Below are 15,490 nucleotides of genomic sequence, written 5' to 3' on the forward strand. Positions count from 1 at the left end.
GGAGGGGTGAAGAGCAATTTCCTCGCCCTCCTTCTAAATAACCATTGTGCAGGTAAAGTACATAGTAAATTTCGTCAAGGGATTAATGTTCAGTTGGCTAATACCTTGATTTATATCGGGTGCAGTAAAGCCCCTTTGTCTGTCTTTGGGCTGAATGTCCCGGAAGGTAAGCTGAAGGTACTGCTGGATTCTGTAACAATCGATGATGTGGTGGTCAATAAAGGGAATCGGCTGATTTTTTACAGTGTTTATGGGCTAATCAATGTAGATTATCACAATGCAGAAGAAGTGGATTTAAAGCTTCCCAAAATATTTTTATCAACATCAGAGATTAAAAATACAAAATTATTTCAATATTTAGAAGGCATTGAGTGGAAGGAAACGATCGGAATTACGCTGGATGAAAAAACCTTAAGTTATCTAGAGCTACTGCTCAATACAGATAAAGCTGATTTTGATATGAACACCAGGGTAATCAAATATTTTGCAGGGAGAGGCAAAGGGTTAACCCCCAGCGGGGATGATATATTGATTGGATTCACCCTTGCCCTGAGATTATTTGATCAATTTGATATCTGGGATAAGGCCCTGGACTTAACGGTTACAGTCAGCCGTACTACCATGATAAGCGTGGCCTATACTAAGGCTTTATTAAGGGGGTATGCCAGCCAGAGCTTAATCAGCCTTGCAAAACTGATAAACCAGGGGGAAACAGATGGAATAGAAAGTACCATTTATGCAATCCAGTCTATGGGCCATACCTCAGGAAGTGACACACTATTTGGATTTTTATTGGGGTTAAAATTCCTGACAAAGCTGCCCTTGAAGATGTCAAAATGATATAGGAGGGGATTTACATGGACATTCAATTGAAAGAAATACAGGAGACAATGGATTGGCTGTCATCCATTAGTGATGGGAAGGGACCTGGAACAACACGACTGCTTTACTCCTCTAGCTGGTTAGAGGCTCAGCAGACCCTTAAGGCACGTTTCGAAGCCCTGGGATTGAAATGCCACTTCGATGCCATCGGTAATTTGTACGCAACCCTGGAAGGAACAGAAAACCCAGATAAAACCATTGCCACAGGCTCCCATGTGGATACAGTGGTGAATGGAGGAAAGCTTGACGGGCAATTAGGGATTTTTGGCGGTTATCTTGCTGTGAAAGAATTAATTAAAGCCTACGGTAAACCAAAGAAAAATATTCAGATTATTTCAATGGCTGAGGAAGAAGGCTCTCGATTCCCTTATGTTTTCTGGGGGAGTAAAAACATTTTCGGGTTGGCCAAAAAGGAAGATGTTGAGGGCATTAAAGATGCCAATGGTATTGATTTTGTTGAAGCAATGCGGGGCTGTGGCTTCGATTTTCCAACCGAGATTCAGGAAAGAGATGACATAGAGGCCTTTATTGAGCTGCATATTGAACAGGGTAATTTCCTTGAAGAAGAAAACTATACGGTGGGGGTAGTAAGCTCTATTGTGGGGCAGAAACGCTATAACATCACCCTGAAGGGGGAGGCAAACCATGCCGGAACTACTTTAATGCGCTATAGAAAAGATACAGTGGAATGTATGGCTAGAATAATCACCAATGGAATCGATAAGGCAAAGGCAGAAGGGGACCCCTTGGTGCTTACCTTCGGGAAAGTAGTACCAAAGCCCAATACTGTAAACGTTGTTCCGGGAGAGACCATGTTTACGATGGATTGCCGTCATACCGATGCCGCTTTCCTACAGGAGTTTACCGCCGGTCTGGAGGCAGATATGAAGGCCATTGCCGATAAAATGGGAATTTCAATTGAAATTGACAACTGGATGAATGAAGCGCCTGTTCTTATGAATAAAAAGGTGGTTGATATGATTGAGGAGGTTTGTAAAGCCAATCAAGTTAACTACAAGGTAATGCATAGTGGTGCCGGCCATGATTCTCAAATTATTGCTCCCCATGTACCTACAGGAATGATCTTTGTACCCAGTATTAAGGGAGTCAGCCATAACCCTGCAGAAGATACAAAGCTTGAGGATTTGCGTGAGGGAATTAAAACCCTTGCCTATGCCTTATACAGACTTGCTTATTAATCCAAAAAGAAAGGAAGTTGATTATGAAAACACAAGCAGCAACCAAGTCCTACCCCAAAAATTATTGGAAGCTCTTAGTATTTACCTTCTGCATGGGCTGGACAATTATTTGGATTTATCGGTCTATGCTGTCTCCCATCTACACCGAAATTCAAGGTACCATTGGGGAACAGAGCAATGCCGCCATGGGTCTTATTGCATCCTGCTACTTTTTTGGTTATACTGCTTTACAAATTCCTTCAGGCTTTTTAGTGGATCGATTTGGACAGAAACGGGTTTTGGTTCCTGGGTTTATCCTATTTACTATTGGTGTTTTTAGCATCGCCTTTGCGAAATCCATTGCCCCTATTTACTTTGGTTCTGTATTGGCTGGAATTGGATGCGGCACCTATTATGGATCAGCGTACTCATTGACATCTCAGCATGTTCCGCCAGAAAAGAAGGGCTTGCAAACAGCCATTGTGAATAGTGGCTCTGCCCTGGGGATGATTCTAGGAATGACTGGTTCAAGCTACCTTGTTAAAACCCTCGGCCTGCCATGGCAGACAATGGTCATTGTTTCAGGCTGTCTCTTGATTTTCCTTGTACTTTGGTTTATATTTGCTATTGTTGAGCCTAGCAAGGTTGCCCAGGTACCAGAGGCTGATGATAACAAGAAGTCAAATACGGGTATCAAAGTAGAAGCTTCAGAGGCATCAAAGGGCTCTATCTTCCGTCTTTCACTGTTAACCTGCTACTTCCTGTATTTTACCACCTGCTATGCCTATTATTTGATCGTAACCTGGCTGCCTAAATTTTTAGAATCGGAGCGGGGAATCACAGGGGGAATGATTGGCCTGATCGTATCCATGATTGCCGTTACTGCTGTTCCAGGGGCGCTGTTCTTTGCAAGAATGTCTGATAAAAAACGTGATCAAAAAGCTAAAATTATTCTGTTCCTAGAAATTTCAGCATTTGCCTTGATTGCGGTTTCTATGTTTGCACCGAATACAGCCACCCTGTCTATGATCCTGCTATTATATGGATTTTTAGGTAAAATGGCAGTAGACCCTGTTTTAATTTCCTATGTCTCTGACCAGGCAGATAAAAAGTCTATGGGTACTACCCTGGGAACCTTTAATTTCTTTGGTATGTCCTCTTCCGTTGTGGCTCCGGCCCTTACAGGGTATATTATAGATAAGACCGGTTCCGGAGTTTGGGGATTCTACCTGGGGGCAATGCTCCTATTGGTTGGAACTATTGTGTTCTATGTTGCCAACAATAAAAACAATAAAAATATGAAAAAGGAGTTAAATCATGAGCTATCTTAATCAAGTTACTGGATATCGAGCGGATCTTCTAACCAATCGCTCAGTTGTGAAGAAGGATAACTATGTATTAATTGAACCAGACGGTTTGGTCAAAAACATAATTCCTGGTTTTGAAAATTGTGATGTCACAATCCTTGGGTCGCCAAAGCTGGGGGCCAGCTTTGTAGATTACTTAGTTACCATCCATGCGGGCGGAAAAAACGAGCTTGGATTTGGCGGTGTCGGACAAATAGAGACATTATTCTATTTACTGGAAGGAAAATTAACTGTAAAGGCAGGGGATACATCCTATCCAATGGAAAAGGGCGCTTTTGTATATTGTCCTCCAGAAACAAAGCTTTACTTTTTTAACGAAAGCGGTGAACCAGCCAAGGCATTCCTGTATAAACGAAATTATATTCCCCTGGAAGGATATGAGCCCTATGTGGTTACAGGTAATACCGAAGCGATGGAATGGACAAATTACGAGGGGATGGAGGATGTACTGATCAAGGACTTCTTACCAAAGGATTTAGCCTTTGATTGCAATTTCCATATTCTCAGCTTTAAACCAGGGGCCTCCCATGGATATCTTGAAACTCATATTCAGGAGCACGGTGCTTACTGTATGAGCGGTCAAGGAATGTATAATCTGGATAATGATTGGATTCCTGTTCAAAAAGGTGATTATATTTTTATGAGTGCCTATTGCTTACAGGGCTGCTACGCTGTAGGGCGGGATGAAAACTTCAGCTATGTTTATTCTAAAGATTGTAATCGAGATGTAGAACTATAGTTATATCATTGAAACAGGTAAATTTTGAAGCTTAGGATACGCTAAATCCAATCATGGGGGTTATTTATGAAAAAAGTACTGAAAAATCAAACCTTTCAAATATTGATTGCTTTAATATTGGGAATAACAGCAGGTCTTTTGATAGGACCCGCTGTTGCCCCAGTCAAAGTGATTGGAGACGTATTTTTAAGATTGATCCAAATGTCTGTGGTGGTTCTTGTGGGGGGCTCTGTTATTGAATCCTTGGGAAGCCTGGAGGCCAAAGAAATTGGCAAGCTAGGCGGGAAAACGTTTCTACTTTTCCTCGTAAATACAGTTGTTGCTGCTGCCTTCGGAATCCTGGCAGCCATGCTGGTGAATCCCGGGGTGGGCATTAATATGGCACTGCCCCAATCCTTTGCTAAGGTGCCCAGCCAAACCATAACTGAGATCATTCTTGGCTTTTTTCCAACGAATATTATGGGCTCTTTATCTGAGGGAAACATGGTACAGACAATTGTATTTGCAATTCCATTTGGAATCGCCATTAGTACGATTCGAGCTAAAAATCATGAAGAGCGGGTTTTATCCTTTATTCAAGATCTAAATAGGGTACTGGTTAATGTATTGAAAATGGTGATGAAGCTTGCACCTATCGGTATTTTTTCCTTGATGGCTTGGGTAACCGGAACAAATGGTATTAGTGTTGTAAAGCCTCTGGCCAAGTTTTTACTTACCCTTGGAACAACCTCATTGATATATTTGATGTTAATAATTACCTTGACTGCGGCCTATGTCAAAGTTAGCCCGATCGTGCTATGGAAGAAAATGATGACAATGACCATCATGGCCTTCACCACTACTTCCTCTGCTGTGACCCTTCCCGTAAAAATGGACGATAGTGTTAACAAGCTGGGGGTCAGTCCACGGATTTCTAATTTGGTCAATCCCCTGGGAATGATTCTAAATTCCAACGGCCTGTCGATGTATCTTGCCATTGCATCATTAACATTAATACAATTCTATGGAATAGAAGCCACTTATGGTGAAATTGTTAAAATCGTAATTATTTCAACCCTTGCCTGCTTGGGAACCGTTGTTGTGCCAGGAGGGGGGCTGGTAGCCCTGACAATTATCGTACCTGTCATTGGATTACCTGTAGAAAGTATAGCACTCCTAGCCGGTATTGATTGGTTTTCTGGAATGTTCAGAACAGTCCTTAATGTAGATGGAGATGCTTTGGCTGCCCTGGCAATTGCCGGCAGTGAAAAGGAAATTGACTACAGTATTTTAAAACAGGAGCACCAAGCTGCAAAATCTATCGTGAAGGAGAATTAAAATGTCAAAACAATTAGTCATTGCTTTAGGGGGCAATGCCCTGGGAAATACTCCAGAGGAACAGAAAGAGGCTGTATCAGCAGCAGCTAATCATATTATGAACCTTGTGAAAGAAGGCTATCAGGTCGTTATTGTGCATGGTAATGGCCCACAGGTGGGCATGATTAATCAGGCCTTTGAAGTGGTCTGTAAGGATAATCCCAATGTTGCCGCAATGCCCTTTGCTGAGTGCTGTGCCATGAGTCAGGGCTACATCGGATTCCATTTACAGAATGCTCTGCAAAATACCTTTCGTATCCACGGAATGACCAATCATGTATCAACAGCCATTACCCAGGTAATTGTAGATAGAAATGATCCTGCTTTTCAGAACTTTACTAAACCAGTAGGGGCATTTTATACACAGGAGGAGGCTGGGGAAATCGCCAATGAAAAAGGCTATGTCTTTGTGGAGGATTCAGGGAGGGGCTACCGAAGAGTCGTTCCTTCCCCAGAGCCCGTTGATATTAAAGAAAAAGGGACAATCCGCTGCTTAATGGAAAATGGTGATGTGGTCATTGCCTGCGGCGGAGGGGGAATTCCCGTATATCAGGAGAAGGGAATCCTTCACGGCGTTGACGCTGTGATTGACAAAGATAAGGCGGCAGCAAAATTAGCAGATATTATCGATGCCAATATATTTGTGATTTTGACGGCGGTGCCAAAGGTGGCCATTAATTTCGGTAAACCCGACCAAAAATGGCTGGACAGTATCTCAATTGGCGAGGCAGAGCAATACATTAAAGAAGGACATTTTGCCCCTGGCTCTATGCTGCCAAAGGTTGAGGCGGCTATTAAATTTACACGGAATGGAAAGGATCGAAAAGCAATTATTACATCCCTAGAGAATGCATATAATGCCGTCACTCAAGATGAAGGAACAATGATCTGTTCAGAATAATGGGTAAGAAGCCGTCGATCAGGCAAACCGGTCGACGGCTTTTTCGTGGGGTACACCCTTTATCTGGAAAGATATTTTTATGAAGGGAGAGACTATTCAGTAAAACGATGGTCCGTGGAATGTAATCACAATAACGGAGCGTATTTCAAAGTGTCCTAGGGGCAACCAAGTAAGCTATAGCTACGATTTGCTGGGCCGTGTTATAGAAATCAGTGAGAGCATTAGTGGCCAGGAGGTTAGCCAACAGTTCGAATATGATGTACTTGGTAACCAAATAAAGGCCGTAGATGAAAAAGGAAACATAACCAGTTATCAATACGATTCTATGAATCGATTGACAACCATAATTGATCCAATGGATAATATTACTTATAGCTATGATGCAGTAGGAAATCGGGAAACCATGGTTGATGAAAGCGGAGAATACACCTCTGATCAGCCAAGCGGCTATATTGACGTGGTTACAGAGGAAGCGGTACAATATAGAATAAAGAAAAGCGATTATGTCTATACCAATGCCAATAAGCTCGTTAAGCTGGTAGAAAAGCTAGAGAATGAAAAAGGAGAAGGTTATTCAAAAAACAACAAGCTACCAATACGATGCCAATGGAAACGAAGTAAGACAGGCCGTAAGCTATATATTGCCCCATAATAGACAGATGAGGCAAAGCACCACAGGCGACATACATGGAGACCATCAGACAGAAGAAATAAACTACCTCGTTGAGAAGGTTAACAGCCAATTTGATGGATTTAACAGACTGAAGGAAATAGAAAAAATCAAAGAGGCGAAAGGGTTGTTATCAGCTTTACCTATGATGGAGACGGATTAAGGACCCAAAAGAAAAGCAGAAGCTCAAAGGACAACTATAATCCAGTCTATACCAATTACCATTATGACCGTCAGCACGTAATTCTGGAAACCGATGAAGCGGGAATAGTCGGGGCAAGATATATCAGAGGCAACAACTATATAGGCCGCTATGACAGAAACGAGCAGCTGGTGTATTACCTCTATGACGGTCATGGAGACGTGGTACAAACCGTTACCCAGGCAGGGGAAATACAAAATCAGTATGACTATGACATTTTCGGTAACCCAATTCTACAGATAGAGCAGCACGAAAATGCGATTCGCTATGCAGAAGAATTCTACGACAAGGAAACAGGACTATACTACCTAAGGGCCAGGTACTACAACCCATCCACAGGACGATTTATCAGCGAAAACAGCTACTGGGGAGAAGAAAGAAATCCGCTGAATTTGAAGGAGAATTAAATAATGAATAAAATATCTTTAAAAAATAAGAAAGTGTTGTTACTTTTATTGACTTTATCAGTGTTACTATTTTCATATTCATATATTTACAGAACATTAGATGAAACAACTCAGATATTTGAAATTAAGAATACAAAGGAGGTTTATGATTATCCTGATAGTATAATGATCACTGTACGAAAAAACTATATGATTATTAATCCACCTGAAGATCTACAGGAATTAAAATGCTTAGTGGAACAGTTCTATAAAGACAATTCTTTAAATGAAGATAGTTCGGTAGATAACAATAATAAGCCTAAATATCTTGAAATATGTTTTTACAGGGAAAGTAAAAATTTCCCAAGAGATTGGCAACCTAATGAGACTTTTATGAATGTGAACACCATAATAGTGACTTGATTGTAACTATAAACTGGTCTGAAATATTACAGTAAAATAGATATAGAAAAGAAATACGATATATTTAAAACTGTATATTACTTTAAAGAAGTAAATCTTGAAGAGGAAGAAGAAATTGCGGAATGGGTGAAATGAACCAACAGGTGATAGAACAGGTGACAAGGCGACAAATGATTCTGCGATAGAGATTTTTCCTTTTCGCTCTCCTGTTTCCATCAACCCTTTATCTGAGTATTCAGGATACAATAATTTTAGATACTGTTTTTCATTACGCTACAAGTATGGCGAAAGAAAATTTGAATTTAATTCTGGTGATAAAGATTATATCTTCTGGACTTAAGGGTTACATATCTATTGATTTTTCGGGGAACAAAGAGAACAATGAATCGAACATTCCTTTTATGTGCAATGGTATGGTCAAGATGATCGATTGACATTTGACAAGAAAAATTATACTGCTACACTTAAATTTTAGGGGGGATTACATGAGTAAAAAGTTCATAATGCTTTTGCTTCTTATAGGTATTTTGTTATTTAGTTCATGCTCATTGGGAGGTGGTAGGTTGATGATTTCTGATGATAGCGATAAAAAAGCAGATGCCAGAATGGAACAATTACTTGAGACTATTAAGAACAAAGACGAAGATGCCTTCAAAGCAATGTTTTCTAAACAAGCACTGAATGAAGCTAATGATTTCGACGGTGGTATGGATTATTTGTTTGGATTTTTTCAAGGTAATGTAGACTCTTGGAAACGAGATAGATTCACTTCTGAAACATCGAGTGAATACGGGAAAAAATCTGTAATGCTTGTGTCTTGGTATACAGTTGTGACAGATAAAGATAAGTATATGTTTTTCGTAATAGATTATACCAAAGACACGATAAATCCCGACAATGCAGGTTTATACACTTTGCGTGTAATCAAAGCTGAAGATAAAGATACACAATTTACCTACTGGCAAGACATGAAGATAGCAGGTATTTATAAACCGAAGGAATAATGCTCTTAAGGACATGTTTGCTGATACCCTGGAGGCCATGCTCGAAGCAGAGCTGGATGATCACCTTGGCTACGCCAAAAATGCTAACAATCAAGCGACCACCAGTAACCGCCGTAATGGTCACAGTACCAAAACCGTGATCGGTCAGTTGGGAGATACTCAGATTAATGTTCCAAGAGACCGGGAAGCCTCCTTTGATCCTGCCATCGTTCCTAAAGGCCAGAAGGATGTCGCAAGAATTGAAGAAAAAATCCTGGCTATGTACGCAAAAGGACAATCCCAAAGAGATATTGAAGCCACAATCCAAGACATTTATGGCTTTGATATCAGCCATGAAACAGTTTCAAAGATTACCGACAAAATTATTCCCCTTATCAAAGAATTCCGTAATAGAGCGCTACAAAGGTGCTACCCCTTTGTATTTGTAGATGCCATGTACACACCAGTAAAAACAGAGTCAGGTACAGGCCAGAAAGCCCTTTATAACGTGATAGGAATTGATCCAGAGGGTCGTAAAGATGTTCTAGGATTTTGGTTATCCGAAGATGAAAGCAGTAGACACTGGCTACAGATACTAGAAGAAATCAAGAGCCGTGGTGTAGAGGACATAATCTTCATTTCTTTAGATGGACTTCCAGGGCTAGAAGAAGCCATAGGAGCCATCTATCCTAGTGCAATCCAACAACGGTGCATTGTTCATCTCATGAGAAATAGCACCAGATATATCCCCCGTAAGCACTGGGCTGAATTTGCTAAAGATATCAAAGGAATCTATCGAGCGGTTAGTTTAGATGAAGCTAACAGCTTATTCCAAGACTTTGAGACTAAGTGGAAAGAATACGCTGCCGCGTTAGCGGTATGGAAAAACAGCTGGGCATCGGTAGAAAATCTCTTTAACTATCCCAGTGATATTAGAAAAATCATCTATACAACCAATACCATAGAAAGCTATCATAACCAATTAAGGAAGGTAACCAATCGAAAAGGAGCCTTTCCCAGTGAGACAGCACTCTTCAAGTTTGGTCTATCTTAGAGTCACCGATATTAAGAAAACATGGGATCGACCAGTCCAGAATTGGGCAAAAGTACTCAATCAGCTAGTGGTATTATTTAAAGACAGAATTACCCAGCATCTACGATACTAGGCAATAACTTTACACAAATTTCTTGACAGGTCCCAACTCTTCTTTAATGTCCCAGAAAGGTTGATTATATGAAGTCAGAAAAAAAATCAAAGGATAGTAATTATATAAAGGAGATTACCAAATGGCAAAATTCACAATATAACCCAGGTGCTTATACTGGTGGAAATTTACCTCCTTACATTACGAATCCAGGCAAACAAAAGTATCTTGGATGGTTTCTGTTAATAGGCAGTGTTATATCTGTACCATTTTTTATACTAATGATAATTAAAGGTTTTAGAATATATTCTCAACTTGCTATGTTACCACTATTAATATTATTATATGGAGGTTTAATAGGCATACAGTTTATTGCAGGTATTCGATTAATAAGAACAACCCCGATCAAAGATACTAGAAGAGATATAAGAAAAATGATTAAAACTTTATTAATTTTGATAATAATTATGGTAATTATATTTATATTATTTAAAGCAGTAGATAGATTCTATCAACATGAAAATAAAATAGTAATTTATTCATTTTCTCAAGTAATTGCAATTCAAGAAAACAAAAATTACTACATTTATATTAAAGAGAGAGATATAAAGATTAAATGTAACGAAGATGAATATCGTTTGTTTAAATCTATGAGAGAAAATACTGCTAAAGAAACTCCAAGTACGTATAAGGTAACTTATAGGTGGAGTGAATCTAATAAAAACAGAGGAACATTAATTAATGTAGATAAACTGTAGCACTGCAGCACCAAGGAATAGTTTGAGGAGGGACAAGGGGTCAGTTTATACCTTGTCCCCTTGTACGTTATAGCAAAATATTAAAAGGCCGAGGCAGGGGAAATCCTAAACTAGTATTACTACGACATATTCGGAAACCCAACCCTCCAAATAGAACAGCATCAAAACCCCATTCGCTATGCAGGGGAATTCTATAACCAAGAAACAGGATACTATTACCTAAGGGCAAGATACTACAACCCCTATACAGGACGCTTTATCAGTGAAGACAGCTACTGGGGAGAAGAAACAAGCCCACTGAGCTTAAACCGCTACACTTATGGACATAATGACCCGATAAAATATGTAGACCCATCAGGTCATGCCGTAACCGAGTGGGATAATGCTAACTTAAACACCTCAGAAATTAAGGAAATAGAGAAGTATATCCGAATGTGGGTAATGGCAGATAAGCTGGGAATTCAATCAGTTAAGGATCAAGCCCATAAGGCAGCAGAAGCAATAAGGAATACCCAAAGGGCAGAAGACGAAGTCAGAACTGGTGATGGAAATACAGTTAAGGTGGGAAGTAGCAAGAGTCAATTTGAATTTAATTCAGGCAGTAAAGATTATATCTTCTGGGCATGGAAGGGTGGTTATTTGAACTTAGGTGCAAGGGCAGAAATGGGGATATATACGAGAATGGAAGTTTTAGGTGCACAAACGGATCACTGGTTTGTAGACCAAAGTCTTGCTATGCCAATGACATTAAAATTGGACTATAACGGAAAGCAAATAATAGCTTATGATCCCAAGAAAGATAATCAAAAGGCAAAGCGTAGATAAATGGTGGGTGTCGGGCTTTAATCGGATTATTAAAGTACAGTCCAGTAACCTGATAGCTAATTACATAGTTAGCTTTTCTGGTAAGGAAGGTATGTATAATGACTTTTATAATACATGGAGCGGTGATAAAAGATGGAATTTTAATGCGCAGACACATACTGCAACATTCACATTTAAATGAAAGAGGTGATATAATTGGTTAAGAAAGTAGTATTATTAATATTTATTGTAAGTACTTTCATATTGACGTCATGTTCGTTTAGAAGTGGGAGAATGCTTGTTAGCAATGAGGATAATAAAGCAGATGCACGAATTGAAGAAATACTTTCAGCAATTAAAGATAGAGATAGGGAAACCATAAAAGCATTATTTTCTAATCAAGCATTGGATGAAAGCAAAGATTTTGATAGTGGAATTGATTATTTACTTAGTTTTTTTCAGGGGGATGTAAAGTCTTGGAAGAGGGATAAGTGGTCTTCTGGCGAATCAATAGAACATGGCAAAAAATCAGTAATGCTCAGATCTTGGTATACAGTAGAAACAGATAAGGATAAATATATGTTTTTCATTATTGATTATACTGAAGACAGTATAAACCCTAATAATGCAGGATTGTACACATTGCGTGTAATCAAAGCTGAAGATAAAGATACACAATTCACTTACTGGCAAGACATGAATATAGCAGGTATTTATAAACCAAAGGAATAAAAAAGGAAAGAAATAGCCGCCCATTAATTAAAATTCGAATGGTGGCTATTTCTGATTACATAGATTCTTATCAAATTCCTAAGTTACAGCCGCTGACATACCTAATTACGCTTTAAAATGCTTTTTGCCAATACTTTTTATGGTAATAGTATAATTTAACAATCGATACGCAAAAACAGCTTATACCAAAAACTATGCAGTCTGCCGTTAATGAGCAAGGGGTAAGGAATAGCAAGAATAATAGCACCAGTAGCTCCAGTAAAGGTTATTCAAATCAACAAAGTGAAAGTAAAAGCTATGAAAGAGAAGTACAAACTCTAAATAATCTTGTTGTGGGGCTTATTTCTACAATAACATTACCTAATATAACAGGACTATTGTAAATACTTCAATAACAACAAAAAGCAAAGCAACCAAAGACGATGTATATCGAGGAAATGGAATGGGCGGAGGAACAGACGCCGATATAGCGTATGTAACGAAGCTGATCCAGGGCAGGGGATCAATTGGAATGGTACAAGGCCCATTGTTAGCAAGTTTGGATCCTGGAATAGGAGGCGGTAAGGGGACGAGTAATAATAATGCAGTAAATAATAATTATCTATCTATGTTGGGGATAACTAATGATGCGGTAGAAGAAGTTAGGACAGGTATTGTCAACTTCGGCAAAGATTTTATCCAGAGGTTTAATAAAAATATTATTGAACCTTATGGAGAAGTGCTGTATAATACTCAGCCAGTTTTCTATGATCCAGAAACAGGGGAACTATACGTATTAATGTCAAAAGAAGAGTCTGAGATAATAGCAAAGTTAATGACTGGTTATGTTATCAGTAATGCGGCACAAGGAGCACTGGAGGGACTAGATAAGGTTAATTCAGCAAAGGGTGTACAGGGGGCGAGTGGTGGTAAAACATATTGGGGTAGCTGGGATGAGTATGAAACAAATCAACTGTGAATGATGAAGAGTATGCTAAAGTTGGAGATAGACTATATTCAAAACATGCTGTTGATAGAATGCAACCAAGTGGCAATAGATATGGTTCTCAGATAACTCTAGCAGGTGGAGATTATGGAAGAAGTGTAGCTCCTCAATATGTAGAAGATGTTCTTAATTCTACTGCTCCAATTATACAGTCAAATGGAAATCTATCTTATACTTCTGGCTCACTACGAGTAATTACTAACCCAGAAGGTGCAGTAGTTACAATAATTACTAAATAGGGGAGCGAATTAATATGAATAATCTAGAAGTTATAACTAATATTTGTGAAGCTTATAAATACAACAAATTCGAGATTGAGGAATTCCAAAGTAGACTTGAAACTGTTTTAGTATCTGATGAATATAAAGAAGTTCTTTCAAAAGTGTTGTTTGATGCTATTAATAGACTTGAAGAGATAAGATTTACTGAATTAGAGTCAAACTTTAGGAGATATGGACAAGAAGTAGCAGATGCTCTTATTAAAAGTTGTAAAAGTGCCAAAGGGACAGAGTAGTTTGATAACCTACTAAAGTTGTCAGGGGATAGGAGTAGTTGAGAACCTCCAAACATAATAAACTAAGCGGCTTGGAAAATATTCAATCCTCGTCGCTTAGTTTCCTTTTATTTCAACCCCCAAAATCCCACTAAAGCAATCCTTTGAGGGTCTTATTAAATCTTTTCCCCTCCCCCAAAAATATGAAAGCTGTGGACTTCCACAGCTTACTTTTTTGATGGGGGAGGGGAAATATTTTAAATACTCTAAAAAGCTTAACCTAGTATGGTTTTGGTGGTTAAAAGAGAAGAAAAGAAAAGCGACAAAAGAAATTAGAATTTTCCCTTGTTGCTCTAGTTATTATGCTGAAAAGGTGTCAGCCACTCCGAAAGCATGCCATACCCAATAGTTATTTTTTATTTTCTAATCGCCTTTTAGTCTCAAATAGTAAGTTTGTAATCCAATCAATGGGAACAATTAAATCTTGTTTGTTTGCATACCATTTAAGTTCTATGCCATTTGTCCCTTGGCGTATAACTGCAACATCTTTATCATCGCATAAAATGCTTTTTACAATAAAGTCCCTTTCGCTTTGGTAATCCCTTTTAGTATCTCCATCCCCAACAAGGTCAAAAATCTGCTGTGCCTTTCTTACAGAGCAAGAATTACGACTGGCTTGTCTTAATTCGGCTGCCAATTCTTCTACTGTAAGCACCTTTAAATATTGTGGGGATGGGTAGTTCTCCCAAAAGAATAGGGCTGTTTTAGCTCCTACATCACAGAAAAACTTCCTATAGCTGGGATAGCTATACATAAGTTGGTTATGTAATTACCACAAAAGGACTTTGCTTCTTTAATGAACTTATCAAAACTTATAAGTATTGTAGCCATTGGGTTTTATGGAGTAATAATCATTCAATTTATGGGAGGATTAAGATTATTAAAAAGAAGTGTAAGTGATAAATTACTTAAAAATAAAGAAAGTGCTAATAAAATTGTGCTGCTATATAATGGTTATTATTTCGCTGGTTGCGCTTTTAAATGTGATTATATTAAGAAGAGAATCAACAATTGTAATTGATAAGGTTAACCAAATCCAGCTTCTGAATGAGAATGGTGAACGCTACATTGCCCTTGATGATGGTCATCATAAACTTAGATGCAATTTTTCTGATATATTTGCAATATGGGAGGTACAAGTAACTAAAGGAGAGGCAGTCTTTGAGGTTACATATAGTTGGAATATCTTGAATCCTAAAAAAGGGAAAGTAATAAGAATTATTCGGCAAAAATAAATTCCCAAAAGACCGATGGGATGGTTCTAGGGTTTATTCACCTTCAAATATATGGTAATATATATTTGAAGGTGATTTTTATGCCAAGAAAAACAAGAAAAAAAGCGAAAGTGGCATCTATCATATATTTTTAAAAGGAATTAATAAGCAACTATATTGAAAAAAATAGTTAAAATACATACATCAAAACC

20 protein-coding genes and 1 pseudogene are annotated in these 15,490 nt (G+C 38.6%); 20 read left to right on the forward strand and 1 reads right to left on the reverse strand.

The window, feature by feature from the left end; genetic code table 11:
• The first annotated feature begins 6 nt into the window (after positions 1-6).
• From ACYQ1I_RS10250 to ACYQ1I_RS10340, 19 genes and pseudogenes are all read left to right on the forward strand, one after another.
• Complete coding sequence (locus tag ACYQ1I_RS10250) at positions 7-840, forward strand: oxamate carbamoyltransferase subunit AllH family protein (protein WP_459764930.1); 834 nt, start codon at positions 7-9, stop codon at positions 838-840.
• Positions 841-857: 17 nt separating this feature from the next.
• Positions 858-2,081, forward strand: a complete 1,224-nt coding sequence (gene allC, locus ACYQ1I_RS10255; protein ID WP_459764932.1) for an allantoate deiminase — start codon at positions 858-860, stop codon at positions 2,079-2,081.
• A gap of 23 nt (positions 2,082-2,104) precedes the next feature.
• Positions 2,105-3,391 carry an MFS transporter gene (locus tag ACYQ1I_RS10260; RefSeq protein WP_459764934.1) on the forward strand — a complete coding sequence of 429 codons (1,287 nt, stop codon included), beginning with the start codon at positions 2,105-2,107 and terminating at the stop codon, positions 3,389-3,391.
• Positions 3,378-4,166, forward strand: coding sequence for a (S)-ureidoglycine aminohydrolase (allE, locus tag ACYQ1I_RS10265; protein ID WP_459764936.1), 789 nt, complete (start codon positions 3,378-3,380; stop codon positions 4,164-4,166). The genes ACYQ1I_RS10260 and allE overlap by 14 nt, the downstream gene beginning before the upstream one ends.
• A gap of 66 nt (positions 4,167-4,232) precedes the next feature.
• A complete protein-coding gene (locus ACYQ1I_RS10270) occupies positions 4,233-5,483 on the forward strand; it encodes a dicarboxylate/amino acid:cation symporter (RefSeq protein ID WP_459764938.1) in 1,251 nt (416 codons plus the stop codon).
• A 1-nt stretch (position 5,484) separates the two neighbouring features.
• Complete coding sequence (gene arcC / locus ACYQ1I_RS10275; RefSeq protein WP_459764940.1) at positions 5,485-6,423, forward strand: carbamate kinase; 939 nt, start codon at positions 5,485-5,487, stop codon at positions 6,421-6,423.
• 142 nt (positions 6,424-6,565) lie between these two features.
• A complete protein-coding gene (locus ACYQ1I_RS10280) occupies positions 6,566-7,075 on the forward strand; it encodes an RHS repeat domain-containing protein (protein ID WP_488193073.1) in 510 nt (169 codons plus the stop codon).
• A 7-nt stretch (positions 7,076-7,082) separates the two neighbouring features.
• Positions 7,083-7,256: a hypothetical protein gene (locus ACYQ1I_RS10285; RefSeq protein WP_459764944.1), complete on the forward strand. Its 174-nt coding sequence runs from the start codon at positions 7,083-7,085 to the stop codon at positions 7,254-7,256.
• Between the two features lie 170 nt (positions 7,257-7,426).
• Complete coding sequence (locus ACYQ1I_RS10290) at positions 7,427-7,702, forward strand: RHS repeat-associated core domain-containing protein (protein ID WP_459764946.1); 276 nt, start codon at positions 7,427-7,429, stop codon at positions 7,700-7,702.
• 3 nt (positions 7,703-7,705) lie between these two features.
• Positions 7,706-8,104, forward strand: a complete 399-nt coding sequence (locus tag ACYQ1I_RS10295; protein WP_459764948.1) for a hypothetical protein — start codon at positions 7,706-7,708, stop codon at positions 8,102-8,104.
• A 485-nt stretch (positions 8,105-8,589) separates the two neighbouring features.
• Positions 8,590-9,108 (forward strand): DUF5104 domain-containing protein, encoded by a 519-nt coding sequence (locus tag ACYQ1I_RS10300; protein ID WP_459764950.1) that lies wholly within the window; start codon positions 8,590-8,592, stop codon positions 9,106-9,108.
• Between the two features lie 13 nt (positions 9,109-9,121).
• Positions 9,122-10,141 (forward strand): IS256 family transposase, encoded by a 1,020-nt coding sequence (locus ACYQ1I_RS10305; RefSeq protein ID WP_459764952.1) that lies wholly within the window; start codon positions 9,122-9,124, stop codon positions 10,139-10,141.
• Positions 10,142-10,321: 180 nt separating this feature from the next.
• A complete protein-coding gene (locus tag ACYQ1I_RS10310; protein ID WP_459764954.1) occupies positions 10,322-10,990 on the forward strand; it encodes a hypothetical protein in 669 nt (222 codons plus the stop codon).
• A gap of 126 nt (positions 10,991-11,116) precedes the next feature.
• Positions 11,117-11,341: pseudogene (locus ACYQ1I_RS10315) on the forward strand (RHS repeat-associated core domain-containing protein); the annotation flags it as partial.
• A gap of 90 nt (positions 11,342-11,431) precedes the next feature.
• Positions 11,432-11,815 (forward strand): hypothetical protein, encoded by a 384-nt coding sequence (locus ACYQ1I_RS10320; protein WP_459764955.1) that lies wholly within the window; start codon positions 11,432-11,434, stop codon positions 11,813-11,815.
• A 195-nt stretch (positions 11,816-12,010) separates the two neighbouring features.
• Entirely contained in the window at positions 12,011-12,526 is a 516-nt protein-coding gene (locus tag ACYQ1I_RS10325; RefSeq protein ID WP_459764957.1) for a DUF5104 domain-containing protein, read from the forward strand.
• 442 nt (positions 12,527-12,968) lie between these two features.
• A complete protein-coding gene (locus ACYQ1I_RS10330) occupies positions 12,969-13,484 on the forward strand; it encodes a hypothetical protein (protein WP_459764959.1) in 516 nt (171 codons plus the stop codon).
• Entirely contained in the window at positions 13,481-13,750 is a 270-nt protein-coding gene (locus tag ACYQ1I_RS10335) for a hypothetical protein (RefSeq protein WP_459764961.1), read from the forward strand. The genes ACYQ1I_RS10330 and ACYQ1I_RS10335 overlap by 4 nt, the downstream gene beginning before the upstream one ends.
• 14 nt (positions 13,751-13,764) lie before the next feature.
• Positions 13,765-14,025, forward strand: coding sequence for a hypothetical protein (locus ACYQ1I_RS10340; protein WP_459764963.1), 261 nt, complete (start codon positions 13,765-13,767; stop codon positions 14,023-14,025).
• 388 nt (positions 14,026-14,413) lie between these two features.
• Here ACYQ1I_RS10340 and ACYQ1I_RS10345 read toward each other — a convergent pair whose 3' ends face one another.
• The gene (locus tag ACYQ1I_RS10345; protein WP_459764965.1) at positions 14,414-14,719 is read right to left on the reverse strand and encodes a hypothetical protein; all 306 of its coding nucleotides are present in this window, start codon (positions 14,717-14,719) and stop codon (positions 14,414-14,416) included.
• A 295-nt stretch (positions 14,720-15,014) separates the two neighbouring features.
• On the opposite strand from ACYQ1I_RS10345, the gene ACYQ1I_RS10350 reads away from it, so the two are divergent.
• Positions 15,015-15,299 (forward strand): hypothetical protein, encoded by a 285-nt coding sequence (locus ACYQ1I_RS10350; RefSeq protein ID WP_459764967.1) that lies wholly within the window; start codon positions 15,015-15,017, stop codon positions 15,297-15,299.
• Positions 15,300-15,490 lie beyond the last annotated feature (191 nt).

The organism is Alkaliphilus crotonatoxidans, from assembly GCF_054658015.1.